Raw genomic sequence first — 26,271 nt, 5'->3', positions numbered from 1 at the left:
CGCATCGGACGAATCACGGGTGAAAAAAAACCGCCGGACATGCCGGCGGCCTTTCTGACTGACGATGCGTTGCGAGCCGGTCAGACGCGTGCGCCGAAGTTCGGGTCGTTGCGATCGGCGCCTTCTTCCTCGTCCTTGTTGCTGTGCTTGATGAGGTCTTCACGCTTCACGCCGAGCCACATCGCGAGTGCCGCGGCCACGAACACCGACGAGTAGATACCGAACAGAATACCCACGGTCAGGGCAAGTGCGAAGTAGTGCAGCGTCTGGCCGCCGAAGAAGAACATCGACAGCACCATCATTTCCGTGCTCGCGTGCGTGATGATCGTACGCGACATGGTCGTCGTGATGGCGTGGTCGATCACTTCCTGCACGGTCGCCTTGCGCATCTTGCGGAACGTCTCGCGAATCCGGTCGAAGATAACGACCGACTCGTTCACCGAGTAACCGAGCACAGCGAGCACCCCCGCGAGCACCGCCAGCGAGAACTCCCACTGGAAGTATGCGAAGAAGCCCAGAATGATCACCACGTCGTGCAAGTTGGCGATCACGCCGGCCACGGCGAATTTCCATTCGAAGCGGAACGACAGGTAGATGATGATGCCGACGACCACAAAGGTCAGGGCCAGCAAACCGTCCGTGAACAACTCGTGGCCGATCTGCGGACCGACAAATTCCACGCGACGCAACTGCACGTCGGGGGCGTCGGCCTTCAGCGCGGTCATCACCGCGTCGCTTTGCTGCGCGCTGGTGACCTGCTTGCCGTCCGAACCGGTCTGAATCGGCAGACGGACCATCACGTCGCGCGAGGTGCCGAAGCTCTGCACCTGCACGTCGCGATAGCCGAGCTTGCCGACTTCGCTACGGATCTTCTCGAGATCGGCCGCCTGCGTGTAGGCCACTTCCATGACCGTACCGCCTGTGAACTCGATCGACAGGTGCAGGCCCCGCGTGAGCAGGAAGAACACCGCCGCCACGAACGTGAGCGCCGAGATGATGTTGAAGATCAGGGCGTGCCGCATGAACGGCACGTCTTTCTTGATGCGGAAAAATTCCATGACTGTTTCCTCTCGCGCCTGCGGTTATTGCTCGCCTGCGTCGGGTGCGTTCGTCGCACCATCCGGGCGCCACACCTGACCGATCGCCAGCGTCTTGAGCTTGCGACGGCCGCCGTACCACAGGTTGACCAGACCGCGCGAGAAGAACACGGCCGAGAACATCGAGGTCAGGATACCCAGGCAGTGCACCACGGCGAACGCGCGCACCGGGCCCGAACCGAACGCCAGCAACGCCAGACCGGCGATGAGGGTCGTCACGTTCGAGTCCAGAATCGTTGCCCAGGCATGCTCGAAGCCCAGCGAAATCGCCTTCTGGGCCGACGCTCCCGCGCGCAGTTCTTCACGGATACGTTCGTTGATCAGCACGTTGGCGTCGATGGCCATACCGAGCGTAAGCGCGATAGCGGCAATGCCCGGCAGCGTGAGCGTGGCCTGCATCATCGAGAGCACGGCCACGAGCAGCAACAGGTTGAACAGCAGGGCGATCACCGAGAACACGCCGAACAGCATGTAGTACAGCATCATGAACACCGCGATGGCGATCAGGCCGTACATCACCGAGTCGACACCCTTTTGCACGTTATCTGCACCGAGGCTCGGGCCGATCGTACGTTCTTCGATGATTTCCATCGGGGCGGCGAGCGAACCGGCGCGCAACAGCAGCGCCAGATCGTTGGCGCCTTGCGCCGAGCCCATGCCGGTGATCTGGAAGCTCTGGCCCAGTTCGCTGCGGATGTTCGCCACCGTCAGCACTTCGCCCTTGCCCTTCTCGAACAGCACGATGGCCATCGGCTTGCCGATGTTGTCGCGCGAGACATCGCGCAACACACGGCCGCCTGCGGCATCGAGCTTGATGTTGACCGACGGCTGCTGGTGATCGTCGAAGCCAGCCGAAGCGCTCGTGATGCGATCGCCGCTGAAGATCACCTGACGCTTGAGCATCACCGGTGCGCCATTGCCGTGCAGGAACAGTTCGTCCTGCGGCGGCACCGGCGTGTCGGCCGACACCAGACGCGGCGCATCCGGATCGGCCAGACGGGCTTCGAGCGTCGCCGTACGGCCGATGATGTCCTTCGCCTTGGCGGTGTCTTGCACGCCGGGCAACTGCACCACGATGCGATCCGGGCCTTCCTGCTGAATCACCGGTTCGGACACACCGAGTTCGTTCACCCGGTTATGCAGCGTGACGATGTTCTGCTTGACGGCGTTGTCCTGCACGGCGCGGCGTGCCGCTTCCGTGAACGCACCCACCACCTTGAACGTACCGTTCGGGCCGGCTTGCGTGGTGTAGGTGAGATCGGACAGACCATCGGTGAGGGCGGTGCGGGCACGGTCCGCGTCGTCCTGGCTGCTGAAGACGGCTTCGATACCGGTATCCGTGCGCGTCACGCCGTTATGGCGGATGTTCTTGTCGCGCAGCAGCGTCCGGGCATCGGCTGCGGCAGCATCCAGGCGCTTGGTGATGGCGCCTGCCATGTCGACTTGCAGCAGGAAGTGGACCCCGCCGCGCAGGTCGAGGCCGAGGTACATCGGCAGCGCGTGGATTCGGGAGAGCCATGCGGGCGAGGCCGAGAGCAGGTTGAGCGCGACGACATAGGTCGGATCGGTCGGATCGGTGTTCAGCGACGACTGAAGCAGATCCTTGGCGCGAAGCTGCGTGTCGGTATCGGCGAAGCGAATGCGTACGCTCGGGTTGGCGCCCGTGTTGTCGAACACGGCGCCGTTATAGACAATGTTCTGTGCCTTGAGCGCGTCTTCGGCGCGTGAAAGCGTCGAGGGATCGACCTTGACGGTCGCCTTGACGCTGGAAATCTGTACTGCCGGCGTTTCACCGAACAGGTTCGGCAGTGTATAGAGCACCCCGATGGCAAGTGCCACCAGAATGACGATGTATTTCCAGAGAGGATAGCGATTCATAGCAGCGGGCTAGGGTGATGCCTCGTGGCAAACCGTGCTTCGGACCGGCCGGCATGGCGACGTAGGTCGCCACGACCGGCGTCGCCATGCACTGCGGCCGCCAGTCGTGGCGGCCGCGTGCGGATGCGCGAAGGATCAGAGCGCCTTGATGGTGCCCTTCGGCAGCAGGGTGGTGATAGCGCCCTTCTGCACGTTGATCTCGACGTTCTCGGCGATCTCCACGGTCACGAAGGTCTCGCCGACCTTCGAGATGCGTCCGGCCAGACCGCCCGAGGTCACGACTTCGTCGCCCTTGGTGAGGGCCGCCAGCATGTTGCGGGTCTCTTTCTGGCGCTTCATTTGCGGACGGATCATGATGAAGTACAACACCACGAACATCAGCACGAGCGGCAGGAAGCTCATCAGGTTGCTGGTCGGACTGGCAGCGCCAGCCGTCTGAGCGAAGGCTTCGGAAATCAGCACGTTCGGTTCTCCTTATGTAAGACGTGTAAAAGCCGCGTGTGGCCGGGTCTCCGGACACGCGCGGCGTGTGTTTCGGTACGAGGACGCATGATCCAAGCCCGGCATTTTACCACTGCCCGACCCCGTTCCCCCGGGGGATTCGGTGCCCGCTGCCGGGCTCCGGCCACTTACTGCACGCCGCGTGCGCGATCGGCCCGGAACCGGGCGACGAATGCGTCGAAGGCGTGGGCTTCAATGGCATCCCGGATTTCCTGCATCAGCGTGAGATAGTAATGCAGGTTGTGGATGGTGTTGAGCCGCGCGCCAAGAATCTCCCCGGCTCGCTGCAAGTGGTGCAGATAGGCGCGCGAGAAGTTTCGACAGGTGTAACAGCCGCAAGTTTCGTCCAGCGGGCGTGTGTCGCTCTTGTGCGAGGCGTTGCGGATCTTCAGATCGCCAAACCGCGTGAAGAGCCAGCCATTGCGGGCGTTGCGCGTGGGCATCACGCAGTCGAACATGTCCACGCCCGCCGCCACACCGGCCACGAGGTCTTCCGGCGTGCCCACGCCCATCAGGTAGTGCGGTTTGTTCGCCGGCAGACGCGGCGCCACGTGCTCGAGCACGCGCATCATGTCTTCCTTCGGCTCGCCGACCGACAGCCCGCCGATCGCATATCCGTGGAAGTCCAGCTCGGACAGCCCGGCAAGCGACTCGTCGCGCAAATGTTCGTACATGCCGCCTTGCACGATCCCGAACAGCGCATTCGGGTTCTCGAGACGGTTGAATTCGTCGATCGAGCGTTTGGCCCAGCGCAGCGACATGCGCATCGACTGGCCGGCTTCGGCCTCTGTGGCGGGACGGCCGTCGATCTCGTACGGCGTGCACTCGTCGAACTGCATGACGATGTCCGAATTGAGCACGCGCTGGATCTGCATCGAGATTTCCGGCGAGAGGAAGAGGCGGTCGCCATTCACCGGCGAGGCAAATTTCACGCCTTCTTCGCTGATCTTGCGCAGTTCACCGAGGCTGAACACCTGAAAACCGCCGGAATCCGTGAGAATCGGACGGTCCCAGCCCATGAAGCGGTGCAGGCCGCCATGAGCGGCGATCGTCTCCAACCCCGGGCGCAGCCAGAGGTGGAAGGTGTTGCCGAGGATGATCTGAGCGTTGTTTTCGACGAGTTCGGCCGGCGACATCGCCTTGACCGAACCGTAGGTGCCGACCGGCATGAAGATGGGCGTCTCGACCACGCCGTGGTTGAGCGTGACGCGCCCCCGGCGGGCCTGCCCGTCGGTGGTGATGAGTTCGAACTTGAGCATGTGTCGTGCGCCCCGGCACCACCGGCAACACAAGCCGGCGCCCGCGCGGGACGTCAAAAAAGCGGCCAGCGCCCCATGCGCGGCCAAGGCGCCATTGTACCGGGTCGGACCGCCGTCGGACGCGGATCAGACGGCCATGCGACTTCAGGCGGCGGCTTTCGGTGCGTCGTGCAGCGCCACGCGCGAGAGGATCATGGCGTCGCCGTAGCTGAAGAAGCGGTAACGCTGCTCGATGGCGTGCCGGTAGGCCGCGCGGATCGTCTCAACGCCCGAGAATGCCGACACGAGCATGAGCAGCGTCGATTTGGGCAAATGGAAGTTGGTGACGAGACGGTCAACCAACTGGAAACGGTAGCCCGGCGTAATGAAGATGTTCGTCTCGGCGCTCCCGGCGCGCAGGGTGCCCGGTGTGCCGCCGGCTGCCAGCGTGGCCTGTGCCGCAGATTCCAGCGCCCGCATCGACGTCGTGCCCACCGCGATCACGCGAGCGCCGCGCGCCCGTGTGGCGGCCACGGCGTCTACCAGCGCGGGCGTGATCTCGTACCATTCCGAATGCATCTTGTGCTCGGCGATGTTCTCCACGCGTACCGGCTGGAACGTGCCCGCGCCGACATGCAGCGTGAGCGCGGCGCGCTGGACGCCCAGCGCGTCGAGGCGGGCGAAAAGGGCGTCGTCGAAGTGAAGGCCGGCCGTCGGCGCGGCCACAGCGCCCGGATTGCGGGCGTAGACAGTCTGGTAGCGCGTTTCGTCGGCTGCGTCGGCGTCGTGCTCGATGTACGGCGGCAGCGGCAAGCGGCCGTAGGTCTCGAGCAGCGTGTAGCAGTCGTCAGGGAAATGCAGGGTGTAGAACGGCTCGACGCGCTCGCCGACCGTCACCTCGAAGGCATCGGCCAGACGCAGCACGGTGCCGGGCGCCGGGCTCTTGCTTGCGCGAATCTGGGCGAGGGCCGTGTGGCGGTCGATCACGCGCTCGACGAGCACTTCGATCTTGCCGCCGCTCGCCTTCTGGCCGAACAAGCGGGCCTTGATGACACGTGTGTCGTTGAACACGAGCAGGTCGCCGGGCGCGAGCAGGTTGGGCAGATCGGCAAAGTGCCGGTCGTACAGATGGGGGGGCGTGACGCTGCCGTCGACCTCCAGCAGGCGGCTGGCCGTGCGCTCGGTAAGCGCGGTCTGCGCGATCAGATCGGGCGGCAGGTCGAAATCGAAATCGGAAAGGGTATACATCAGCGTTTACAATGCGTAGCAACCGACATTTTACTTGGTTCGTCCGAAGGCCTGCCGGCACGGTGTGCGCCGCACGGGCGAACGCCCCCGACTCGCGACTGCATGACCGAACGTAGAATGCCCGCCACCGCGCCTGACGACGCCCCTGCCGACCTTGTGGATCTTGCCGGTGCCGCAGGCGCTCAGGCAGACCCCGCGCCACGCCCCGCTGCGAAACGCGCGCGGCGCACGTCCTCGCCAGCTGAGGCGCAGACTGGCATCGACGCGCCGGTTCCCGCCAAATCGGGGAAGCCTTCCAAATCCGCCAAGGCCTCGAAAGCGGTCAAGCCGGCCGTACGCAAGACGGCAGGCTCCGGCACCGCCGACAAGCTCGCCAAGCTCGGCCTGAAGCGCGATATCGACCTGATACTGCATCTGCCGATGCGCTACGAGGACGAAACCACGCTACGTAAGATCGGCGAAGTGCTGCCCAGCGAACTGGCGCAGGTCGAAGGCGTTGTCACGTCGAGCGAAGTGGCCTACCGGCCGCGCCGTCAGTGGGTGGTACGCATCGCTGACGAAGGCCACGAACTCGTGCTGCGTTTTCTGAATTTCTACGGCAGCCAGCAGAAACAGCTCGCCATCGGCACCCGCGTGCGAGTGCGCGGCGAAGTGCGTGGCGGCTTTTTCGGATTGGAGATGGTGCATCCCGCGTATCGCGTCGTGCAGGACGCCGCAGCACCGTTGCCGGAGGCCCTCACACCGGTGTACCCGAGCGCGGCGGGACTCTCGCAAGCCTATCTGCGCAAAGCGATTCACAACGCCATGGAGCGCACCCCGCTGCCGGAGTTGCTGCCTCAGGGGCTGCTTCAGCACGCTATCGGCCCCGATCACCCGCTCCCGGCACTGGCCGACGCCGTGCGTTTGCTGCACGCGCCCCCGCCCAAGGTGTCGGAGACGGCGCTCATCGAGCGTTCGCATCCGGCGTGGTTGCGCATCAAGTGCGAGGAACTGCTCGCGCAGCAACTCTCGCTCAAGCGGGCGCAGGCGGCGCGCCGGCGTCTGGCGGCGCCGTCCTTTGGCAAACCCGTGCCGGGCGGTTTGCTCGCGCGCTTCGAAGCGGCGCTGCCGTTCCGGCTGACGGGCGCGCAGCAGCGAGTGTGGGCGGAGATTCAGGCCGATCTGGCCGAACCGCATCCGATGCAGCGTCTGTTGCAGGGAGACGTGGGCAGCGGCAAGACGATCATTGCCGCGCTGGCGGCCGCGCAGGCCATCGACGCCGGTTTCCAGGCGGCCATCATGGCGCCGACCGAAATTCTCGCGGAACAGCATCTGCGCAAGCTCTCGGCGTGGCTCGTGCCGCTGGGCGTCGACGTCGCGTGGCTGGCGGGCAGCATGAAGGCGAAGGAAAAGCGCGAAGCCCTTGCCCGTGTGGCGAGCGGTGAAGCGCAACTCGTCATCGGCACGCACGCCATCATTCAGGACACGGTCACGTTCGCGCGGCTGGGCATGGCGGTCGTCGACGAACAACACCGGTTCGGGGTCGCGCAACGTCTGGCCCTGCGCAGCAAGATGCAGACGGCAGGCCTCGGCGAGAGTGCGATGCCGCATCAGTTGATGATGAGCGCGACGCCCATTCCGCGTACGCTCGCCATGACGTACTACGCCGATCTCGACGTCTCGGTGATCGACGAGTTACCGCCGGGCCGCAGCCCGGTCGTCACGAAATTGATCAGCGACACGCGCAGGCCCGAAGTGATCGACCGCGTTCGCGCGGCGGCGCTTGCCGGGCGTCAGGTGTACTGGGTTTGCCCGCTGATCGAGGAGAGCGAAGCGCTGCAATTGCAGACGGCCGTCGACACCCACGCGCAATTGGTGGCGGCGCTGCCCGAACTGCGCGTGGGGCTCGTTCACGGGCGACTCTCTCCTGCGGAAAAGGCCGCCGTGATGGACGACTTCACGCGGGGCGACACGCATCTGCTGGTGGCGACCACGGTCATCGAAGTGGGGGTGGACGTGCCCAACGCGTCTCTGATGGTGATCGAGCACGCCGAGCGCTTCGGACTCGCGCAATTGCACCAGTTGAGGGGACGCGTCGGGCGGGGCTCCGCAGAATCGGTCTGTCTGCTGATGTACGCATCGCCGCTGTCGATGGGCGCGAAGGCGCGCTTGCAGACGATGCGCGAGACCACCGACGGTTTCGTTATTGCCCGGCGCGATCTGGAGATCCGCGGCCCGGGCGAGTTTCTCGGTGCGCGGCAGTCGGGCGCGGCCATGCTGCGCTTTGTCGATCTGAACGAAGACGCCTGGTTGATCCCAGGGGCGCAGGAAGCGGCCGATGTGCTGCTGAAGTCCCATCCTGGCGCGGTGGCGGCGCATCTGGAGCGTTGGCTCGGGGCGCGGGAAGACTATCTGAAAGCGTGACGCCCGGCGTTTGTACGGCGGCGGGGCGGGAGGATGACGGTAAGCGCGTCGCCCGAAAACGGGCAATTGCCGCCCGATTGTGCTATAAAAAAGAAAATCTATCGATTGCGGTATTTCGATTAATTTACACAGGTTAGGACGACATGACCCTCACGGAACTCAAGTACATCGTGGCGGTGGCGCGTGAACGCCATTTCGGTCGCGCGGCGGAAGCCTGTTTCGTCAGCCAGCCGACGCTCTCGGTGGCCATCAAGAAGCTCGAAGACGAGCTGAACGTACAGATTTTCGAGCGTGGCGCGGCGGAAGTGAGCGTGACGCCGCTCGGCGAGCAGATCGTGGCACAAGCCCAGCGCGTGCTCGAGCAGACCATTGCCATCAAGGAAATTGCCAAGCAGGGCCGCGATCCGCTCGCCGGGCCGCTGCGTCTTGGCGTGATCTACACGATCGGGCCGTATCTGCTGCCGGCGCTCGTCAAGGAGATGATCGAGACCACGGCGCAGATGCCGCTCATGCTGCAAGAGAACTACACGCTCAAGCTCATCGAATTGCTCAAGCAGGGCGAAATCGATGCGGCGATCATGGCGCTGCCATTCCCGGAGAGCGGCCTGATGGTGCGTCCGCTATACGACGAGCCGTTCGTGGTGGCGCTGCCGCGCTCGCATCCGTGGGCCGACCGTTCGCAGATCGACGCCGGCGATCTCAAGCAGGAGACGATGCTGCTGCTGGGCAGCGGGCATTGCTTCCGCGATCACGTGCTGGGTGTGTGCCCGGAACTGATGCGCTTCTCGCAGAATGCCGACGGCATCCAGAAGACGTTCGAGGGCTCCTCGCTCGAGACGATTCGTCATATGGTCGCGAGCGGCGTCGGCATCACCGTGCTGCCGAAAACATCGGTACCCGATATGCAAGCGCCCGACAGCTTGCTGCGCTATGTGCCGTTCTCGGCGCCGGTGCCCGACCGTCGTGTCGTGCTGGCGTGGCGCAAGAGTTTCACGCGTCTGCCGGCCATCGACGCCGTGGCGCAGGCCATTGCCCGGTGCCATCTGCCGGGCGTGATTCCTCTCGACCTGCCTGCAACATCGAACTGATGTCGCACTGACACACCGGGGCGCACTCGCCCCGACACCCCCAAAACCGCCATACGCCGCTGCCTCGTGCCGCGGCGTATTGCTTTTGCCTATTGCATATATAAAAACGATTAATTCGACGATTTTAATAAAAATAATTAATCTGGTGTCGCGCGTTTGAAACCGGTGCCACCCGAGATGCCGGTCTGCCAGACGCCGATCGCTGCCCCCGCAGCACGACGCATTCGAGGTACCGACGATGACCCAACTGAAGGCCTATTTGCACGACATCGAAACCACGCTGGAACGGATACTCGCCGACTTCGCGCTCATGAGCGCTTGAGTCTCGCGAGATTGCACGATCAGGAAACAGGAGAGCGTCACATGTCAGATACGAAAAAACTCACCACCGCCGCTGGTGCACCGGTGCCCGACAATCAGAACACGATGACGGCCGGACCCCGCGGTCCGGCATTGCTGCAAGACGTGTGGTTCCTCGAGAAGCTTGCGCACTTCGACCGCGAGGTGATTCCCGAGCGTCGTGTTCACGCGAAGGGCTCGGGTGCATTCGGCAAGCTCACCATCACGCATGACATCACGAAGTTCAGCCGCGCTCGTGTGTTCGAGGCGATTGGCAAGGAAACGCCGGTTTTCCTGCGTTTCTCGACGGTGGCGGGCGAGCGCGGTGCGGCCGACGCCGAGCGCGATGTGCGCGGCTTCGCCATGAAGTTCTATACCGACGAGGGCAACTGGGATCTCGTAGGCAACAACACGCCCGTGTTCTTCGTGCGCGATCCGCTCAAGTTCCCCGACTTCATCCATACGCAGAAGCGCGATCCGAAGACCAACCTGCGCAACCCGACGGCCGCCTGGGACTTCTGGTCGCGTCATCCCGAGTCGCTCCATCAGGTGACGATTCTCATGAGCGATCGCGGCTTGCCGGCGAACTATCGCCAGCAGCACGGCTTCGGCTCGCATACGTTCAGCTTCATCAACGCCGCGAACGAGCGCTTCTGGGTGAAGTTCCATTTCAAGTCGATGCAAGGTGTCGAGAACCTGACGAACGCGCAGGCGGCGGAAGTGGTGGCAGGCGATCGCGAGAGCGCGCAGCGTGATCTGTTCGCCTCGATCGAGGCCGGCAACTTCCCGCGCTGGCGCATGCAGGTGCAGGTGATGCCCGAGGCAGACGCCGCGACCTATCGTATCAACCCGTTCGATCTGACGAAGGTGTGGCCGCATGCGGATTACCCGCTCATCGACGTCGGTGTGCTGGAACTCAATCGCAACCCGGAGAACTACTTTGCCGACGTCGAGCAAGCGGCGTTCAATCCGGCCAACGTCGTGCCGGGCATCGGCTTCTCGCCGGATCGCATGTTGCAGGGGCGTCTGTTCTCGTATGGCGACACGCAGCGTTATCGCCTGGGCGTGAATCACAGTGCGATCCCGGTCAACGCGCCGAAGTGCCCGTTCCACAACAGCTTCCATCGCGATGGCGCGATGCGTGTGGACGGTAATCTGGGCAGCACACCGAACTACGAGCCGAATCGCTACGGCGCGTTTGCCGAGCAGCCGGCGTTCCGCGAGCCCCCGCAGGCCGTGGGCACCGTGGCCGATCGCTTCGACCATCGCGAGGACGACGATTACTACTCGCAGCCGCGCGCGTTGTTCAATCTGTTCGACGATGCGCAGAAGTCGCGCCTGTTCGGCAATATTGCCGCCGCCATGCAGGGCGTGCCGGACGATGTGGCCGAGCGTCAGATCGGTCACTTTGCCAAGATCGATCCGGCGTACGCGCAAGGGGTGATCGCCGCACGTGAGGCGTTGGAGACGTAACGCAAAGGCGTCGTGCGACGGCGCAATCGCGCCGAAGCAAGACGCTCAGTCAGTCGGCGGGGGCGGGTGGCACCGTCCCCGTGCTGCCGCGACTGCTGACGATGGTGGCTTGCGGATCGTGGTTCGTGGGGGAGGCGTCAGGCAGACGGCCAGAAGGCACGTATCGCCGCGATGCCGTAGGCCCCGGCATGGCGAGCGCTCGTCAACATGTCGGCGCGCATGCCGCCGAGGGCGAACACCGGCAGCGACGTCTGTGCGGCGAGTGCGGTGAACGCGGGCCAGCCGAGCGGTGTGGCGTCGGGATGCGTCGCAGTGGCGAGCACCGGCGACAGCGTTACCAAGTCGAGTCCCAGACGCGTGGCGTGCGCGAGTTGTGCGGCGTCGTGGCAGGCGGCGCTCACGACCTTCCAGCCCGCCGGACGCTCGTGGCAGGCCATGAGCCGCGCGCTGGTCAGGTGCCAGCCGTCCGCCAGCGGTACAGTGCCGGCATGCACGCCGTTCGTGGCGTCCAGCCAGAGATCCGCGACGTCGTGCGGCGGATTGAGGATGAGTTGCGCGCCAGCCGCATGCGTCAACGCCAACGCACTCTCAGCCAGGGCACGATAGCCGTCTGCATCGAGCGACCGATTGCGAAGCTGCACCAGACGCGTGCCGCGCGCGAGCGCTTGCGCGAGCTGCGACGCAAACGTGGCGATCTGTGTGCGCGATGCGATATCGGGCGTCACCAGAAGCTGGCGGGGCAGGGGAATCTGAGCGGGGGATGAGGCGTCGTTCGCAACGGCGCTCGTGCGTGACATTCCGGCGGGATGAGTGGGCATCGACAGGCGGTAGGCGGAATCTGCTGAATCCGCGGTAGCGGCAGGTATGCGCGCAGTGTAACCGGAATGCCGGGACGAACGTCTCGAGGAAAGTACGGAGGCGGCGCGCTTGCTTTTCCACGTACGCATACCTAGCCCCTATCAGGCGAGAAATGTCATAGAGAAAAGGTGCACTTCGTAGTGCAGTCCAGTACACTCGCCGGATGCCCTTCGATTGGCTCGCCCGCAACCTTCTCGTCAGTCTGTTCCTGCCACCGGTCAATGTGTTGGTGCTTGCAGGGCTTGCGCTCGTCGTCTGGCGGCGCTGGCCGCGCGTCGGCAAGACGTTGGCAGTCGCTGCCGTGCTGGCGCTTTGGGTGCAGGGGATGCCTTGGTTCGGCCGGCAACTGGCCTATCCGCTAGAGGTCGGGACTGCGATCGATCTCAAGGCGCTCGACGCTGCGCGTCAGGCGCCTGACGCTACCGCGAAGCTGCCGCAAGCCGTGGTGATCCTCGGCGGTGGGTCGAGCCTTCACGCGCCGGAATTCGGCCGTGCAAACGGCGCTGACGCCAGCGATGCCACCCTGGGCCGCGTGCGTTACGGTGCGTTTCTCGCACGCCGGGCGCAGTTGCCGGTGCTTGTCTCGGGGGGCAGTCCGACGGGCGAAGCTGTCGAGGCGCGCGTTATGGCGCAGATTGCGACGGAAGAGTTCGGTGTACCCGTGCGCTGGATAGAAGCGCAATCATTGAATACGGCGCAAAACGCCGCTTTTAGCGCGAGTATGCTGACTAACGCTGGCGTATCGCGCATCTATCTGGTCACGAACACATGGCATATGCGCCGTGCCCGCGACCAGTTCGAACGTGCCGGACTCACGGTGGTACCGGCACCGTGCTGCAATGCGAACGCGTTCGAGCCGGATATCGTCCCAGGCTGGTGGCCGACCGTTGGTGGCCTGCGCACTACGCATCAAGCGTTGCGCGAATGGATGGGCCTGACGGTGGGGCACTGACCCGCGCGGTATCCGCACAATGTCACGAAGCACCGGCATCGTAGGCACGAAGATGAATTGTCCGGAGCCCCGCGTTGGCGAGGCTTCCTGAATTGCCAACCTTAAACGAGAGAGACGTATGAAGACGAAAGCAGTTCTGAGCGTTGAAGACGTGCAGAAGATCAACGCCGCTGCCGTGGCCGAAGCTACCGCCAATGGCTGGAACGTATGCATCACGGTCGTCGATGACGGTGGCCATGCCCTGTCGTTGCATCGTATGGATGGCGCAGCCCCCAGTACCGCCATGATGTCGCTGGGCAAAGCGCAGACCTCGGCGGTCGGCCGTCGTGAAAGCGGTGCGTTCGAGGAAATGATCAATGGCGGGCGCTTTGCGTTCCTGAGCGCGCCGAACACCGCGATGCTCGAGGGCGGTGTGCCGATCATCGTCGATGGCAACGTCATTGGTGCGGTCGGGGTGTCGGGCGTGAAGTCGGCGCAAGACGCGCAGATCGCCCGCGCGGGCATTGCGGCCGTGACCGGCGCCTGATCGGCGCGGTGGTGCGTCCGGGGCTTTGTTCGGCACCGGAAGGATAAAAAATCGCTGACGTAAGTCGGCGATTTTTTTCGCATATCAAAAGAAAACCCCGTCCGGGAGGACGGGGCAAAGGCTTGTCAGGCCGGATGGCCTCGCCTGAGGCTTGGCAGGCTGGGCCACGAGGAGAACATCAATGAAACCCGAGTGGATGGACAAAAAAAGCGGCTTGGCTGGCGTGCAACGCAGGTAGAGAGGGGCTTGCCGTAACTACATGGGATCGCGTTGCGTTCGCTGGCTACTGCCAAACACCTCTTAGGCGAGGTGGTCCCCACAAAACTCGGTGAAGGCGACGGCACGGTCGTGGTCATGCCGCCGCCAAAATTCGTCACAACTCCGGCGTCTTACTTCGTCAGAATCAACTTGCCATAACGCGTGGCGCGCAACTGATATGTCTGTCCGTTGTGCAGGATATTCACACATTGCGTGCCTTGCAGCAGGTGATCGCTGGTCAGCACTCGGCCCGTGGCGTGGCTGGCCGGCTTTTCTGCCGCCGGGCTAGCCACTTGCGTGCGCGACACCGACAAGGTGGTGCGGCGCGGCGCCGTAGCGGGCTGGGTCTGGCGGGCAGTGGGGGGGCTTGCGGTCATCTCGCTCATCCGTGTGGCTGACTGTGAGATGAATATTAAATGAGAATCATTCCCATTTATATTTAAATTTGGTTATTGCTGTTTTTTTCGCATAGATTTTGGCTAAACGCCGCTTTGCCGGACGGTGGATGTCACCATCCGGCAAATGGTCTGCCTGAGGCGGCTCCCGGCCGTTCAGCCCAGTGCGCCCTGCTCGGCGAGCGCGCGGATCTGCCCAATCGTGTCGATGTCGGCCTCGCGGTAAGCGGATTTCACGAACTCGCTGTAACGCGTGTCGGCGGTGGCGGCGTCTTCCGGCAGCGTCGTGCTGTAGGTGAAGCGCACGAAGTAGTGCGTCGGTGTCGGCTCTTCGATACGCATCGTGAGGGTGCCGCCGGCGTGCTGCTCGGTGGCTGCCGTTTCATAGCGCACGGACTGCTGGGCGTCGAAGACGACCCGGTCGTGCACCACGGCTTGCCCAAAGCGCAGCTCTCGGGTGAGCGTGTCGTCGGTGCGTTCGTGCACGATGCACTCGTCGAGTCCCAGCACGAAAGATTCCGGCTGCTCGGCGCGCAGCACGAGGCCACGCCAGAGTTGGTCGCGCGTGAGCGCGAAGGCCAGCGGATTCAGGAGGTCGTTGACCTCGATCAGGTGTTCGTACTGCAAGAAAATTTCCCCTTCAATCGATGACGGCTGGCGTGTCGTGACGACATGCCGGCAATGCGCCGGATGCTATTACTCGACCAATGTACTGTCGATGGCGATGGTGCCCGACAACACCTTGTGAATTGGGCACGCGTTGGCAATTTCCAAGAGGCGCTGACGTTGCTCTTCCGACAAATCACCTGCCAGTTCGATCTTGCGGGTGATCTGCGTTGTCCCGGCGGGCGGTTTGCCGTCAGGGTTCATCGCGAGCGTCACCTTCACGTCCTTGAGCGGCCACTCCTTGCGACGTGCATACATCTGCAACGTAATCGACGTGCAAGCACCGAGACTGGACAACAGCAACGCCGCCGGGACAGGGCCCAGATCGGCACCGCCGAGCGTTGCAGGCTCGTCGGCGCTCCATTCGTGCTTGCCGTCCGTGAGATGAGTGGTGAAACCTGCGGCGCCCAAATGGGCGGTGACAATCGCGTCTGCGGCCATGGCAACTCCTGTAGGGGCTCGATGCACGTCATGAAACGTGTCGAGAGATGACAAACACGGCCCGGCAAAGCCATCGGGCCACAACGCACTCTGCGTGCCATTGTGACCCAATTTGGCCGAGCAGGTGTGAACGGCGGGGCCTTCCCGCCGGCCCAGATTCAGGTGGCGGAACCCGAGGCGGGAATGCGTCCCATCCGGCCCGCCTGGAAGTCGAGAATAGCCTGACGGATTTCGCCTTCCGTGTTCATGACGAACGGGCCGTAACGTGCGACCGGCTCGCCCAGCGGCTTGCCGCCGATCAGCAGGAACGACAGCGGCTTGTCGCTATCGTTGCGCACCGTGACGCCTTCCCCCTCGTTGCCGAAGACGACCATTTGATGGGTCTTTGCGAGCGAGGCATCGGCACCGAAATGCCCCTCACCATCAATCACGTAGGCGAACACGTTGAAGTCCGCGGGCACCGGGTGATCGAGCAAGGCCTGAGGTTGCAGCGTGAAGTGCTGATACAGGATCGGGGTGCGTGTCTCGATGGCGGCACGCGTGCCCAACGCTTCGCCTGCGATCACACGCACCGAGACCTTGCCGTTGTCGCTCGTCGCGCTCGGGATGCCCGCCGCAGGCAGTTCCTGATAGCGCGGCGTCATCATCTTGTCGGTGCGCGGCAGGTTCACCCAGAGCTGAAAGCCATGCATCTCGCCGCCACGCTGCTGGAAGGCTTGCGAGGGCATCTCCGAGTGAATGACGCCGGCGCCTGCCGTCATCCACTGCACGTCGCCGGGCGTGAGCTTGCCTGCGTGACCTTGCGAGTCACGATGCTCCATCTCGCCGGCAAGCAGGTACGTCACGGTCTCGAAGCCGCGGTGCGGGTGGTCGGGCGCACCCTTGGCATCACCGGGGGCGACTTGCATCGGGCCCATCTCGTCGAGCAGCAGGAACGGATCGAAGTCCGCCAGCATGCGGGTCGGGAACGGACGATTGACGTGGAAACCGGCGCCTTCCTGCGTTTGCGCTGCCGTGAAGACGCGGGCGACCGGGCGGGCGTAGGGAGTGCTCATGGGGGAAATCTCCTGTGGGGACGGGCGCCGAGATGGCGTCTTGCGTCCAATGTCATGCCCAAACTATATCGGGGTAAATGCCATCGGGAGTAGCCCGCAACACAGGAAGGATTGTTACCCGATTGGAACAATATCGGGAAAACGCTGGTGCGTTGCGCGATTCGAGAATCTCAGGGACGAAAAAAAGCGCGGTGGCGAGCACCGCGCTTTCCTTCTGCGATTCGTGGATCGGCCGGACTTACTTGGCCGCCGGCTCGGTCACGAACCCGAGTTTGGTCACCCCTGCCGTCTGGGCTTCCGAGAGCAACTTCGCGACACTTTCGTAACGCACGTTCTTATCGGCGAACAGATGCAGTTCCGGTTGCGGCTGCGCTGCGGCGGCCTGCGCCAGACGCGCCTTGAGCGTGGCGTCGTCGATGGCCTGCTTGTCCCAGAAGACGGTGCCGTCGGCCTGGATCGACAGGTCGACCTTGGCTGGTTTGGTGTCTTCGGGCTGGCTGCTCGCCTGCGGCAAGTCGAGCTTGACCGCGTGATTGAGCACCGGCAGCGTCACGATGAAGATGATCAGCAACACCAGCATGACGTCGACGAGCGGCGTCATGTTGATCTCGCTCATCATGGCGTCATCGGCACCGTCGTCGCTGCTGTATGAACCCATAGCCATAGCGAACTCCTTCCTTTGCGCTGCCGCTTAGCTGGCGCTGGCCGGCGTGGACTTACGCACCGGCGTGATGTTGGTCGCGAACTGCGTCGAGTGCAGGCTGGCGCCGGTCAGGAAGTAACCGTGCAGGCTGTGGGCGAAGCGGTTGAGCTTCGAGACGATGCCCTTGTTGGCGCGTGTCAGTGCGTTGAAGCCCAGCACTGCGGGAATCGCGACGAACAGACCGAAGGCGGTCATGATAAGCGCCTCACCCACAGGGCCAGCCACTTTGTCGATGGTCGTCTGACCCGATGCGCCGATGGCCAGCAGGGCGTGATAGATACCCCACACCGTACCGAACAGGCCAACGAACGGCGAGGTCGAGCCGATCGATGCCAGCATGGCCAGACCGCTTTGCAGACGCGAAACCGTGTCGTCCACCGAGTTCTTCAGTGCGCGCGTGATCCAGTCGCTCACGTCCATCTTGTCGTGCAGATGCGGCTGGCTTTGGCGGTGATGTTCAGCGGCGTCCTGACCGGCGAGGGCGAGGGCGAGGAACGGGTTGTTCTGACCGGATTCGCCCAGCTTCTGCAAACCGGCGGAGAAGTTCTCCGAGTGCCAGAAGTCCGGCTCGGCGGTGCGCGTCAGGCGGCTCAGGCGGAAGACTTGCGTGCCCCTGATGATGATGACGGTCCAGGACAGCACCGACATCACCAACAGCACGATCGCGATCGCGCGGGTGACGAAATCGCCCTGCGCCCAGACGTGACTCAAACCATACTCTTGCATTTTGCGTTCCTCGGGAGATCCAGTTCGTAAATCGTGACGTTAATCGTTCAGATTGAAATTAAACGGTTTGGTCGCCGCGGCTTCCACCGCTCGGCCGTTTTGCATCGGGGGCGCGCAGCGCATCGCCAGTGCAGCGGTGCGGGCGGCCTGATCGAGACGGGGGAAGCCGCTCGATTTGACGACATTGGCGCTCGAGACCACACCGCGGGTGTCGATCACGAGACGCAACGTGACGGTGCCTTCCTCGCCAACGCGACGTGACTGCGTAGGATAGACCGTACGCGGTTCTTCGCATTTGACGGCGAGCCCTTCGATCGGACCCGACGGCGCGGGTGCCGGGGCCGGTGCGGGCGGGGCGGGGGGCGTCGGCGCGGCGTTTTGTACCGGTTCGACTTGCTGCTGCGGCGGTGCGACCGGTTCGGCCTTCTGGGTGATGGCGTTCTTCGGTTGCTCGCGCGGCTTGGGCAGCGGCTGTGCGACCTTCGGTTTCGGCGGTTCCGGCTGTGGTTTGGGCGGCGCGGGTTGCGGTGGCGTTGGCGCGGGCGTGAGCGGAATAATCGTGGCGGTAAATGTCGTCGGTTCGATCGTTGCCTTCTCGGGGTCGCTGCGCAGGTGCGACAGACCGACCAAGGCGGCAATGTGAAGGACGACGATCGCAGCCGCGATCGCGATGGCGCGCGGCGACGTCAGCGGATCTTGGATCTGCGTGAGCGCAAGGCCAGATGGGGGCACGGCGGTCGACATGATAACGGCTAGGGTACGCTAAATTGCGGCGGTGAACGATGAGGCAAGCGCGGTGTGCGAAGCCTCGGAGTTCGGGAGGGCCGGACGTACGATCAAAGGAAAACCGCGCCAAGGGGCGCGGTCGGCGAACGCAGTGAGTAAAAGCACCGGGCTTGCACTCACCTTCTAAACAGAAAAAAAGACAAGCATAGCGTCGAGACAAAGCCAATCAGGAGTTCCATCGGACACCTCCAGGGTGACGAATCGCTGGCTGGCGCATGACGTCTGCGAGACGCCTGGCTGGCTCCGTAGCCGTCGTGATCCGGACGAACTCCGGTCATGACGGTGATATCGACATGGATGATACGGGTGAAGTTTCGCCTTCGCCGAACGTGCTGGCAGCGATTATGCCGCCAGTGCGAATTCTCGTGTCACGACCACGGCTTCGGTCGAGGTTTCAACCTGCGCGGATTGACAGCAGCCCCCGCACGAGCGGCCGCAGCACGGCGTGGCACCCGACACCATCTCCTGAACGTACGGCCCGCACTTGCCGCAGCACAGTGCAACGCCGAGGTCGATCTGGAGATCTTCCATCGTGGAGGCGCCAGCGTCGAGACAAGCCTTGATCTGGCGCTCGGAAACGGATTTGCAGACACAGACGATCATGGTGAAAACGTCAAAATGTAACACTAATGAGAATAATTATTATTCAAGACCTAGTGTTTTGCAAGCCCCATCGACCTATCCCATAGTCCGCGCAGGGATATACGTCGGCGGTTTTAAGCGGGAATGATGGGAAGGTTCGGCGGCCGATCCAGACAGGCCGGGCCGTGCGGCGCGATCCCGTCAATTTCAACTGTTTGTACGCGGGGGGCGTTGGGCAGCAGCCGATCTGCCATGGTTTGCAGCGCTTCCGCGTTGGCGGTCGTCATCAGTTGCAGACTGCCGCGTCCGTCTGACGGTTGGGAAGCCTTCAGCCCATCGGTTTCAAGACGTCGCTGAAGCTGGCGGGCAATGGCGGCGCCTGTGTCGACGAGGGTGAGGGCCGTGCCGAAGCGTCGCTGGATGGCGGGGATCAGGAACGGGTAGTGGGTGCAGCCGAGTACGAGCGTGTCGGCGCCTTGCGCCACCATCGGCTCGATGAAGCGGTCGAGAAGCGCCATGACCGTTGGGGAGTCGACGTCGCCGGCTTCGATGCGCTCGACAAGCCCGTGGCCCGGCTGGCAAAGGAAGCGTTGCCCCTGCGCAGTGTGACGCGCGAGCAGATCCGCGAACCGGGCGCTACGCAGCGTAGCGGCTGTGGCGAGCACACCGATGACACCACTGCGCGATGCCGCTGCGGCAGGCTTGATGCCGGGTTCGACGCCGACGACCGGCCACGACGCGTCGGCGCGCAGCGCTGCCACCCCATGCGCCGTTGCCGTGTTGCAGGCAACGACGAGCGCCTTGGCGCCGCGCTCTCGCAGCCACCCGCCGATCGCGAGGCTGCGTTGTTCGATGAACGAATCGGGGCGTTCGCCGTAGGGGGCGAAGCGCGAGTCGGCCACGTAGAGCAGCGACTCATGGGGGAGCAGGGCGCGTACGGCCTGAAGGACCGACAGGCCACCGAGGCCGGAATCGAAGACGCCAATCGGCGCGTTGGAGGGCATGGCAAATGAAAAAGGGCCGGCAAATGCCGGCCCCGAAATTCTAGCGCAAACCTTGCCGGCCGATACTGACCCGGCGATGCGCCTGTTATGTGTCTTGTGGGGAGTGACGGGCTTATTCTTCGAACGACGCCATGCCCGACTGCTGGTAGTTCTGAAGACCGACCTTGCCGACCAGTTCGATCTGCGTTTCGAGCCAGTCGATGTGTTCTTCGGTGTCGTGCAGGATCTCGTTGAAGATTTCACGCGAGACGAAGTCCTTCACGCTTTCGCAATGCGCGACACCTTCCTTGCAGGTCTTCTGCGAGAGGCATTCGAGCTTCAGATCGCACTTCAGGATTTCCAGCGTGTCCTCGCCGATGAGCAGCTTGTGCAGGTCTTGCAGGTTGGGCAGGCCGTCGAGCATGAAGATGCGTTCGATCAGCTTGTCGGCGTGCTTCATTTCGCCGATGGACTCGTCATATTCGTGCTTGCCGAGTTTGTTGAGACCCCAGTGGTTGTACATCCGGGCGTGCAGAAAGTACTGGTTGATCGCCGTCAGTTCGTTCGTGAGCTGTGCGTTGAGGAGTTCGAGGACTTTCTTGTCGCCTTTCATTTCGGATCCCTGTTTTTCATGCAATTTGCGAGCGGTTGAAGCGTAGCCTGAAAAGGCCGGGAAGCCAAGCTTCGCAAGGCTTTTCGTGAACCGAGGTGCGAATGGAAATGCAATCCATTCGCGTCCATCGACGCGACATCGACGTGGCGCAAGGCGGCGCCGGTGTAAAAAAAGCCCGGTCGATGCCGGGCTGGGTCCTGCGGGCCGACGAGGCCCTTTGCGGGTCTCGTGCAGCCTGTGTTGCTGTTCTGCTGGCCTGAATTACTCGGCCGCGACCGGAATCTTGCCGATCTTGGCTTGCCATTCCTTCGGGCCCGTCTGGTGCACCGACACGCCGGTCGAATCGACGGCCACGGTCACCGGCATGTCCTTGACGTCGAACTCGTAGATCGCTTCCATACCGAGGTCTTCGAAGGCCAGCACGCGCGCGGCACGAATCGCCTTGGAGACGAGGTAAGCGGCACCGCCGACCGCCATCAGGTACGCAGCCTTGTGCTTCTTGATGGCTTCGATGGCGGCCGGGCCACGTTCCGACTTGCCGATCATGACGGTGAGCCCCGTCTTCGACAGCATCATGTCGGTGAACTTGTCCATACGCGTGGACGTGGTCGGACCTGCCGGGCCGACGACTTCGTCGCGCACCGGATCGACCGGGCCGACGTAGTAAATGGCGCGGCCCTTGAAGTCGACCGGCAGCGGTTCGCCGCGGGCGATCATGTCGGCGATGCGCTTGTGGGCGGCGTCGCGGCCCGTGAGCATCTTGCCCGAGAGCAGCAGGGTCTGGCCCGGCTTCCAGCTTGCGACTTCTTCCGGCGTGAGCGTGTCCAGATCGACGCGCTTGCTCGTCTCGGTGTTCGGTGCCCAGTGCACGTTCGGCCAGGCGTCGAGCGACGGTGCGGCAAGGAACGACGGGCCCGAGCCGTCCAGCGTGAAGTGTGCGTGGCGCGTGGCCGCACAGTTCGGGATCATGGCGACCGGCTTGGACGCGGCGTGCGTCGGATAGTCGAGGATCTTCACGTCAAGCACGGTGGCCAGACCGCCCAGGCCTTGTGCGCCGATACCGAGGGCGTTGACCTTCTCGAACAGCTCGATACGCAGTTCTTCGTTCCAGTTCTGCGGGCCGCGCTTGATTACGTCATGGATATCGATCGGGTCCATGAGCGATTCCTTGGCGAGCACCATGGCTTTTTCCGCCGTGCCGCCGATACCGATGCCGAGCATGCCCGGCGGGCACCAGCCGGCGCCCATCGTCGGCACGGTCTTCACGACCCAGTCGACGATCGAGTCGGACGGATTGAGCATCACGAACTTCGACTTGTTCTCCGAGCCGCCGCCCTTGGCCGCGACCGTAATGTCGACCTTGTCGCCTTCCACGATTTCGTAATGGATGACGGCGGGCGTGTTGTCCTTCGTGTTCTTGCGGCCGGCTTCGGGCGGCGCCACGATCGAGGCGCGCAGCACGTTGTCCGGGTGCAGGTAAGCCTGACGCACGCCTTCGTTGATCATGTCGGTGAGGCTGCGCTTGGCATCCCAGCGCACGTTCATGCCGACCTTCACGAACACCGTCACGATGCCGGTGTCCTGGCACAGCGGGCGGCGGCCTTCGGCACACATGCGGCTGTTGGTCAGGATTTGCGCGATGGCGTCCTTCGCGGCGGGGCTTTGTTCAGCATCAAAGGCGCGGCCCAGCGCCTGGATGTAATCTTCCGGATGGTAGTAGCTGATGTACTGCAGGGCACCGGCGACGCTCTGAATGACGTCGTCTTCTTTAATGACGGTAGACATGAAACGGCTCTCGACTTAGTGGGGACTGGTATGGGTGAGGACTTGCGGGGTCGCGTACACCGGGGGGTGGCTGTCGTTCGTCATCTTGTTGACGAACGCCACGACGGCGGCGGAAAGCAGGAAGGCACGGTGAATGATCACCATGACGAGCAGGTTCGAGATCATCACCACGTCGATCAGGCCCAGGTACAGCGGCAGTTGGCGCCAGCGGCTGAAGAAAATGACGCGGGGCAAGGGGCGCATCGGCGCGTCGGACGGGCGGCCGGGAGTCGACATGGCTATTTTGACGGAGTGGAGGCATAAGCCTGCGATGACGGCCGCAGGCTGTAGTTATCAAATACGCAAAGCAAATGCGAAACCACCGGGCAACGCGCTTACCGCTGAAACGTCACGGATGGCGCGTCGCAAAAATCGGCATGGCGGGCATTTTACAACGTCTTGCCGGGGACGCCGTGTCCGATTCAGTCCCGGGCCGGCAATAGCGTTTTGCGCGTCCCGGCGGACGGCAACGCGGCGAGCACGATCCCGGCCACCGTCAGGGCCAGTGCAGCGCCCTGCGCCACCGTCAGCCGCTCGCTCAGAAAGATCACGCCGTACGCCGTGGCGGCCACGGGCACCATGGCGGTGAAGACCCCTGCCAGTTGTGCACTGACGTGTCGAATGCCGCGCATCCACAGGAAGAACGAGAACACGCTGGCGGCGAGGCCGTACCAGACGATGAGCGCCCAATGGCCGGGGGTGAGCGACGCGTAATCCACGGCCATCAGCCCGACCACGCCGAGCGGCAGCATCAGCACGCCGCCTATCAGATGCGTATAGGCGCAGATATCGATGGCGGACAATTCTGCGGCGAGCCGCTTCGAGACGATCACGTAGATGGCTTCGCACACGACGGCGCCCAGCACGAGGGCGTTGCCGAGCCATGCGTTGCCTGCCTCGGAGGCGCCGGCGCCGTGCGCGTCGTCGCGAGAGAGGTTCAGCAGCGCCACACCGGCAATCGCGAGCGCAACGCTCACCAACGTGCGCCGCGACGGGTGTTCGCGCAGCACCGCCCACGACAGTAGCGCCACGCAGGCGGGCAACGTGGCGGTGATGACGCCGGCGGCGGTGGCCGTCGTCATCCGCACGCCCGAGAGCATGAGCAGGGTGAAGAGGAACGTGCCGAAGAACGTTTGCACGAAGAGGTGTCCCCATTGGCTGCGCGTCACGCGTCGCATGGCGGCTGGCCGGTAGCGGGGGGCGAGGGCGATGACGGCGATCACGAAGCGCCACAGGGCGAAGGCGGCCACGGGCATGACGGCGACCATTGTTTTGCCGATGCCGACGTTGATACCCACGAAGGTCATCGCGAGGGCCAGCGCGAAGCTCGGAAAACGGGCAAAGACGCGCTCGGTGGCCGAGGGCGCTGAGGGAATGTCGGCGGACGGTTGAGGCGGAGATGTCGAATTCACGGGGGCTCCGGGCGAGTCCGGGGTGGCGAGACGGGGTTGATACGGGTAGGATTGTAGCGAATACGCCACAGTCTGTTGTCATGCGGTAATGCGTTCGCGTGAGTCCCGCACGGGGGGCGCGGAACTCGGATGCAGCAGTGTAAGGCGTTAGTAAGTCGCTCGTCTTAATGTGACGTTAGCGATTTGTTTAGGCTTGATTGCAATCGTTTTTGCATATCCATAAGAGGGGACAACTCATGGCAGCAATTGAATCGGTATTGCAGGAGCAGCGCGTCTTCGCGCCACCGCAGGCGCTGGTCGCCAAAGCGAACATCTCCGGCATGCCGGCCTATGAGGCGCTGTGCGCCGAGGCCGAGAAAGATTACGAGGGATTCTGGGCGCGTCAGGCGCGCGAGAATCTGGCCTGGCACAAGCCGTTCACCAAAGTCCTCGACGAGACCAACGCCCCATTCTATACGTGGTTCGAAGATGGTCAGATCAACGCTTCGTACAACTGCCTGGATCGTCAGATCGCGGCGGGTTTGGGCGACAAGAACGCCATTCTTTTCGAATCCGATGACGGCACGGTGACGCCCGTCACCTATCGCGACCTGCTGGCGCGCGTGAGCCGTTTCGCCAATGCGCTCAAGGCCAAGGGGGTGAAGAAGGGTGACCGCGTGGTCATTTACATGCCGATGTCGGTCGAAGGCGTGGTCGCCATGCAGGCGTGTGCGCGTATCGGCGCGACGCACTCGGTGGTGTTCGGCGGCTTCTCGGCCAAGTCGCTCAACGAGCGCGTGATCGACGCCGGCGCGGTGGCCATCGTCACGGCTGACGAGCAGATGCGCGGCGGCAAGGCATTGCCGCTGAAGGCCATCGTCGACGAAGCGCTCGAGATGGGCGGCTGCGACCATGTGAAGTCTGTGATCGTCTACCGCCGCACCGGCGGTAACGTCAAGATGCAGGCCGGTCGAGACGAAGTGCTGCAGGACCTCGTCGCGGGCCAGCCGGACCAGTGCGAACCCGAGTGGGTTGGCGCGGAGCATCCGCTGTTCATCCTTTATACGTCGGGCTCGACGGGCAAGCCGAAGGGGGTGCAGCACAGCACCGGCGGCTACCTGCTGTGGGCGTCGCTCACCATGCAGTGGACGTTCGATATCAAGCCGGACGACGTTTTCTGGTGTACGGCCGACATCGGCTGGATTACCGGTCACACGTACATCGCTTATGGCCCGTTGGCCGTGGGTGCGACGCAAGTCGTGTTCGAAGGCGTGCCGACGTACCCGAACGCTGGCCGTTTCTGGGAGATGATCGGCCGTCACAAGGTGACGGTGTTCTACACCGCGCCGACGGCGATCCGGTCGCTGATCAAGGCGGCTGAGCAGACGCCTGAGGTGCATCCGAAAAAATACGACCTGTCGTCGCTGCGCATTCTCGGGTCGGTCGGTGAGCCGATCAACCCGGAAGCGTGGATGTGGTACTACGAGAACGTGGGTGGAGGGCGTTGCCCCATCGTCGACACGTGGTGGCAGACGGAGACGGGCGGTCACATCATCACGCCGCTGCCGGGCGCGACGCCGTTGGTGCCGGGTTCGTGCACGCTGGGTCTGCCGGGCATTGCGGTGGCGATTGTCGATGAAACCGGGCAGGACGTGCCGAACGGTCAGGGCGGCATGCTGGTGATCAAGCGTGCGTGGCCGGCGATGATCCGGACGATCTGGGGGGACCCGGAGCGTTACAAGTCGAGCTACTTCCCGTCGGAGCTGGGCGGCAAGATCTATCTTGCGGGCGATGGTTCGATTCGCGATGCCAAGACCGGTTACTTCACGATCATGGGCCGTATCGACGACGTGCTGAACGTCTCGGGGCACCGCATGGGCACGATGGAGATCGAGTCGGCGCTGGTGGCGAACCCGATCGTGGCGGAGGCTGCGGTGGTGGGGCGTCCGGACGACACGACGGGCGAGGCCATCGTCGCGTTCGTGGTGCTCAAGCGTTCGCGGCCGACGGGTGACGAGGCCAAGCAACTGGCGCTTGAACTGCGTAACTGGGTGGGCAAGGAGATCGGGCCGATCGCCAAGCCGAAGGACATCCGTTTCGGGGACAACTTGCCGAAGACCCGCTCGGGCAAGATCATGCGCCGTTTGTTGCGTGTGATTGCGAAGGGCGAGGAAATCACGCAGGACACGTCCACGCTTGAGAATCCGGCCATTCTGGAGCAACTCAAGCAGGCGCAGTGAGCGCGCG

The 26,271-nt window shown here is 63.6% G+C and carries 26 protein-coding genes; 7 read left to right on the top strand and 19 right to left on the bottom strand.

The genetic code is table 11. From position 1 onward, the window contains the following. Positions 1 to 80: 80 nt before the first annotated feature. The 5 genes from secF to queA all read right to left on the bottom strand — a co-directional run bounded on the left by secF (position 81) and on the right by queA (position 5,962). On the bottom strand, positions 81 to 1,058 hold the full coding sequence (gene secF, locus C266_RS16830; protein ID WP_010805724.1) for a protein translocase subunit SecF: 978 nt from the start codon (positions 1,056 to 1,058) through the stop codon (positions 81 to 83). A 24-nt stretch (positions 1,059 to 1,082) separates the two neighbouring features. Then, positions 1,083 to 2,975, bottom strand: coding sequence for a protein translocase subunit SecD (gene secD / locus C266_RS16825; RefSeq protein ID WP_010805725.1), 1,893 nt, complete (start codon positions 2,973 to 2,975; stop codon positions 1,083 to 1,085). A 135-nt stretch (positions 2,976 to 3,110) separates the two neighbouring features. Continuing rightward, a complete protein-coding gene (gene yajC / locus C266_RS16820) occupies positions 3,111 to 3,377 on the bottom strand; it encodes a preprotein translocase subunit YajC (RefSeq protein WP_237165309.1) in 267 nt (88 codons plus the stop codon). A 227-nt stretch (positions 3,378 to 3,604) separates the two neighbouring features. Beyond that, positions 3,605 to 4,735, bottom strand: coding sequence for a tRNA guanosine(34) transglycosylase Tgt (tgt, locus tag C266_RS16815; protein WP_010805727.1), 1,131 nt, complete (start codon positions 4,733 to 4,735; stop codon positions 3,605 to 3,607). Between the two features lie 144 nt (positions 4,736 to 4,879). After that, on the bottom strand, positions 4,880 to 5,962 hold the full coding sequence (gene queA, locus C266_RS16810; protein ID WP_010805728.1) for a tRNA preQ1(34) S-adenosylmethionine ribosyltransferase-isomerase QueA: 1,083 nt from the start codon (positions 5,960 to 5,962) through the stop codon (positions 4,880 to 4,882). 102 nt (positions 5,963 to 6,064) lie between these two features. Between queA and recG the strand changes: the two genes are divergently transcribed. The 3 genes from recG to C266_RS16795 all read left to right on the top strand — a co-directional run bounded on the left by recG (position 6,065) and on the right by C266_RS16795 (position 11,265). Beyond that, positions 6,065 to 8,365, top strand: a complete 2,301-nt coding sequence (gene recG / locus C266_RS16805; protein WP_036663404.1) for an ATP-dependent DNA helicase RecG — start codon at positions 6,065 to 6,067, stop codon at positions 8,363 to 8,365. Positions 8,366 to 8,508: 143 nt separating this feature from the next. Beyond that, on the top strand, positions 8,509 to 9,453 hold the full coding sequence (locus C266_RS16800; RefSeq protein WP_010805730.1) for a LysR substrate-binding domain-containing protein: 945 nt from the start codon (positions 8,509 to 8,511) through the stop codon (positions 9,451 to 9,453). A 363-nt stretch (positions 9,454 to 9,816) separates the two neighbouring features. Then, complete coding sequence (locus C266_RS16795) at positions 9,817 to 11,265, top strand: catalase (protein ID WP_010805731.1); 1,449 nt, start codon at positions 9,817 to 9,819, stop codon at positions 11,263 to 11,265. Between the two features lie 137 nt (positions 11,266 to 11,402). Here the strand turns inward: C266_RS16795 and C266_RS16790 are convergent, their stop codons facing one another. Beyond that, on the bottom strand, positions 11,403 to 12,062 hold the full coding sequence (locus tag C266_RS16790; RefSeq protein WP_010805732.1) for a thiamine phosphate synthase: 660 nt from the start codon (positions 12,060 to 12,062) through the stop codon (positions 11,403 to 11,405). Positions 12,063 to 12,286: 224 nt separating this feature from the next. Between C266_RS16790 and C266_RS16785 the strand changes: the two genes are divergently transcribed. Next, the gene (locus C266_RS16785) at positions 12,287 to 13,075 is read left to right on the top strand and encodes a YdcF family protein (RefSeq protein WP_010805733.1); all 789 of its coding nucleotides are present in this window, start codon (positions 12,287 to 12,289) and stop codon (positions 13,073 to 13,075) included. 118 nt (positions 13,076 to 13,193) lie between these two features. Beyond that, positions 13,194 to 13,601 (top strand): heme-binding protein, encoded by a 408-nt coding sequence (locus C266_RS16780; RefSeq protein ID WP_010805734.1) that lies wholly within the window; start codon positions 13,194 to 13,196, stop codon positions 13,599 to 13,601. Positions 13,602 to 13,990: 389 nt separating this feature from the next. On the opposite strand, the gene hemP is transcribed toward C266_RS16780, so the two are convergent. From hemP to bfr, 10 genes are all read right to left on the bottom strand, one after another. Continuing rightward, complete coding sequence (gene hemP / locus C266_RS16775; protein WP_010805735.1) at positions 13,991 to 14,236, bottom strand: hemin uptake protein HemP; 246 nt, start codon at positions 14,234 to 14,236, stop codon at positions 13,991 to 13,993. A 174-nt stretch (positions 14,237 to 14,410) separates the two neighbouring features. Continuing rightward, a complete protein-coding gene (locus C266_RS16770) occupies positions 14,411 to 14,881 on the bottom strand; it encodes an SRPBCC family protein (RefSeq protein ID WP_010805736.1) in 471 nt (156 codons plus the stop codon). A gap of 69 nt (positions 14,882 to 14,950) precedes the next feature. Beyond that, entirely contained in the window at positions 14,951 to 15,361 is a 411-nt protein-coding gene (locus C266_RS16765; protein ID WP_010805737.1) for an OsmC family protein, read from the bottom strand. A gap of 158 nt (positions 15,362 to 15,519) precedes the next feature. Continuing rightward, positions 15,520 to 16,416, bottom strand: coding sequence for a pirin family protein (locus C266_RS16760; RefSeq protein ID WP_010805738.1), 897 nt, complete (start codon positions 16,414 to 16,416; stop codon positions 15,520 to 15,522). Positions 16,417 to 16,654: 238 nt separating this feature from the next. Further along, positions 16,655 to 17,080, bottom strand: coding sequence for a biopolymer transporter ExbD (locus C266_RS16755; protein ID WP_010805739.1), 426 nt, complete (start codon positions 17,078 to 17,080; stop codon positions 16,655 to 16,657). 27 nt (positions 17,081 to 17,107) lie between these two features. Further along, the gene (locus C266_RS16750; RefSeq protein WP_010805740.1) at positions 17,108 to 17,845 is read right to left on the bottom strand and encodes a MotA/TolQ/ExbB proton channel family protein; all 738 of its coding nucleotides are present in this window, start codon (positions 17,843 to 17,845) and stop codon (positions 17,108 to 17,110) included. A 39-nt stretch (positions 17,846 to 17,884) separates the two neighbouring features. Beyond that, entirely contained in the window at positions 17,885 to 18,589 is a 705-nt protein-coding gene (locus tag C266_RS16745; protein WP_010805741.1) for an energy transducer TonB, read from the bottom strand. A gap of 384 nt (positions 18,590 to 18,973) precedes the next feature. Next, positions 18,974 to 19,234 carry a bacterioferritin-associated ferredoxin gene (locus C266_RS16740; RefSeq protein ID WP_010805742.1) on the bottom strand — a complete coding sequence of 87 codons (261 nt, stop codon included), beginning with the start codon at positions 19,232 to 19,234 and terminating at the stop codon, positions 18,974 to 18,976. Positions 19,235 to 19,347: 113 nt separating this feature from the next. Then, the gene (gene murI / locus C266_RS16735; protein ID WP_010805743.1) at positions 19,348 to 20,217 is read right to left on the bottom strand and encodes a glutamate racemase; all 870 of its coding nucleotides are present in this window, start codon (positions 20,215 to 20,217) and stop codon (positions 19,348 to 19,350) included. A gap of 112 nt (positions 20,218 to 20,329) precedes the next feature. Beyond that, complete coding sequence (bfr, locus tag C266_RS16730; RefSeq protein ID WP_010805744.1) at positions 20,330 to 20,809, bottom strand: bacterioferritin; 480 nt, start codon at positions 20,807 to 20,809, stop codon at positions 20,330 to 20,332. A 101-nt stretch (positions 20,810 to 20,910) separates the two neighbouring features. On the opposite strand from bfr, the gene C266_RS27800 reads away from it, so the two are divergent. After that, on the top strand, positions 20,911 to 21,069 hold the full coding sequence (locus C266_RS27800; protein ID WP_168162929.1) for a hypothetical protein: 159 nt from the start codon (positions 20,911 to 20,913) through the stop codon (positions 21,067 to 21,069). A gap of 1 nt (position 21,070) precedes the next feature. Here C266_RS27800 and C266_RS16725 read toward each other — a convergent pair whose 3' ends face one another. The 3 genes from C266_RS16725 to C266_RS16715 all read right to left on the bottom strand — a co-directional run bounded on the left by C266_RS16725 (position 21,071) and on the right by C266_RS16715 (position 24,009). Beyond that, positions 21,071 to 22,594, bottom strand: coding sequence for a fumarate hydratase (locus C266_RS16725; RefSeq protein ID WP_010805745.1), 1,524 nt, complete (start codon positions 22,592 to 22,594; stop codon positions 21,071 to 21,073). Positions 22,595 to 22,609: 15 nt separating this feature from the next. Beyond that, complete coding sequence (locus C266_RS28440) at positions 22,610 to 22,837, bottom strand: hypothetical protein (protein ID WP_371257156.1); 228 nt, start codon at positions 22,835 to 22,837, stop codon at positions 22,610 to 22,612. A gap of 218 nt (positions 22,838 to 23,055) precedes the next feature. Further along, the gene (locus tag C266_RS16715; RefSeq protein WP_081636349.1) at positions 23,056 to 24,009 is read right to left on the bottom strand and encodes a DMT family transporter; all 954 of its coding nucleotides are present in this window, start codon (positions 24,007 to 24,009) and stop codon (positions 23,056 to 23,058) included. 272 nt (positions 24,010 to 24,281) lie between these two features. Here C266_RS16715 and acs point away from each other — a divergent pair, with 272 nt between their 5' ends. After that, positions 24,282 to 26,264, top strand: coding sequence for an acetate--CoA ligase (gene acs / locus C266_RS16710; protein WP_010805748.1), 1,983 nt, complete (start codon positions 24,282 to 24,284; stop codon positions 26,262 to 26,264). Positions 26,265 to 26,271: the final 7 nt, after the last annotated feature.

The organism is Pandoraea sp. SD6-2, from assembly GCF_000389825.1.
Classification (GTDB): domain Bacteria; phylum Pseudomonadota; class Gammaproteobacteria; order Burkholderiales; family Burkholderiaceae; genus Pandoraea; species Pandoraea communis.
Note: the sequence above shows the minus strand (reverse complement) of the source record. Positions and strands in the feature narration are given on the sequence as shown.

Bases quoted from the DNA above. Each gene is read 5' to 3' on its own strand.
- secF (WP_010805724.1), bottom strand. From the start codon at position 1,058: ATGGAATTTTTCCGCATCAAGAAAGACGTGCCGTTCATGCGGCACGCC.
- secD (WP_010805725.1), bottom strand. From the start codon at position 2,975: ATGAATCGCTATCCTCTCTGGAAATACATCGTCATTCTGGTGGCACTT.
- yajC (WP_237165309.1), bottom strand. From the start codon at position 3,377: ATGAGCTTCCTGCCGCTCGTGCTGATGTTCGTGGTGTTGTACTTCATC.
- tgt (WP_010805727.1), bottom strand. From the start codon at position 4,735: ATGCTCAAGTTCGAACTCATCACCACCGACGGGCAGGCCCGCCGGGGG.
- queA (WP_010805728.1), bottom strand. From the start codon at position 5,962: ATGTATACCCTTTCCGATTTCGATTTCGACCTGCCGCCCGATCTGATC.
- recG (WP_036663404.1), top strand. From the start codon at position 6,065: ATGACCGAACGTAGAATGCCCGCCACCGCGCCTGACGACGCCCCTGCC.
- C266_RS16800 (WP_010805730.1), top strand. From the start codon at position 8,509: ATGACCCTCACGGAACTCAAGTACATCGTGGCGGTGGCGCGTGAACGC.
- C266_RS16795 (WP_010805731.1), top strand. From the start codon at position 9,817: ATGTCAGATACGAAAAAACTCACCACCGCCGCTGGTGCACCGGTGCCC.
- C266_RS16790 (WP_010805732.1), bottom strand. From the start codon at position 12,062: ATGTCACGCACGAGCGCCGTTGCGAACGACGCCTCATCCCCCGCTCAG.
- C266_RS16785 (WP_010805733.1), top strand. From the start codon at position 12,287: ATGCCCTTCGATTGGCTCGCCCGCAACCTTCTCGTCAGTCTGTTCCTG.
- C266_RS16780 (WP_010805734.1), top strand. From the start codon at position 13,194: ATGAAGACGAAAGCAGTTCTGAGCGTTGAAGACGTGCAGAAGATCAAC.
- hemP (WP_010805735.1), bottom strand. From the start codon at position 14,236: ATGACCGCAAGCCCCCCCACTGCCCGCCAGACCCAGCCCGCTACGGCG.
- C266_RS16765 (WP_010805737.1), bottom strand. From the start codon at position 15,361: ATGGCCGCAGACGCGATTGTCACCGCCCATTTGGGCGCCGCAGGTTTC.
- C266_RS16760 (WP_010805738.1), bottom strand. From the start codon at position 16,416: ATGAGCACTCCCTACGCCCGCCCGGTCGCCCGCGTCTTCACGGCAGCG.
- C266_RS16755 (WP_010805739.1), bottom strand. From the start codon at position 17,080: ATGGCTATGGGTTCATACAGCAGCGACGACGGTGCCGATGACGCCATG.
- C266_RS16750 (WP_010805740.1), bottom strand. From the start codon at position 17,845: ATGCAAGAGTATGGTTTGAGTCACGTCTGGGCGCAGGGCGATTTCGTC.
- C266_RS16745 (WP_010805741.1), bottom strand. From the start codon at position 18,589: ATGTCGACCGCCGTGCCCCCATCTGGCCTTGCGCTCACGCAGATCCAA.
- C266_RS16740 (WP_010805742.1), bottom strand. From the start codon at position 19,234: ATGATCGTCTGTGTCTGCAAATCCGTTTCCGAGCGCCAGATCAAGGCT.
- murI (WP_010805743.1), bottom strand. From the start codon at position 20,217: ATGCCCTCCAACGCGCCGATTGGCGTCTTCGATTCCGGCCTCGGTGGC.
- bfr (WP_010805744.1), bottom strand. From the start codon at position 20,809: ATGAAAGGCGACAAGAAAGTCCTCGAACTCCTCAACGCACAGCTCACG.
- C266_RS27800 (WP_168162929.1), top strand. From the start codon at position 20,911: ATGGAAATGCAATCCATTCGCGTCCATCGACGCGACATCGACGTGGCG.
- C266_RS16725 (WP_010805745.1), bottom strand. From the start codon at position 22,594: ATGTCTACCGTCATTAAAGAAGACGACGTCATTCAGAGCGTCGCCGGT.
- C266_RS28440 (WP_371257156.1), bottom strand. From the start codon at position 22,837: ATGCGCCCCTTGCCCCGCGTCATTTTCTTCAGCCGCTGGCGCCAACTG.
- acs (WP_010805748.1), top strand. From the start codon at position 24,282: ATGGCAGCAATTGAATCGGTATTGCAGGAGCAGCGCGTCTTCGCGCCA.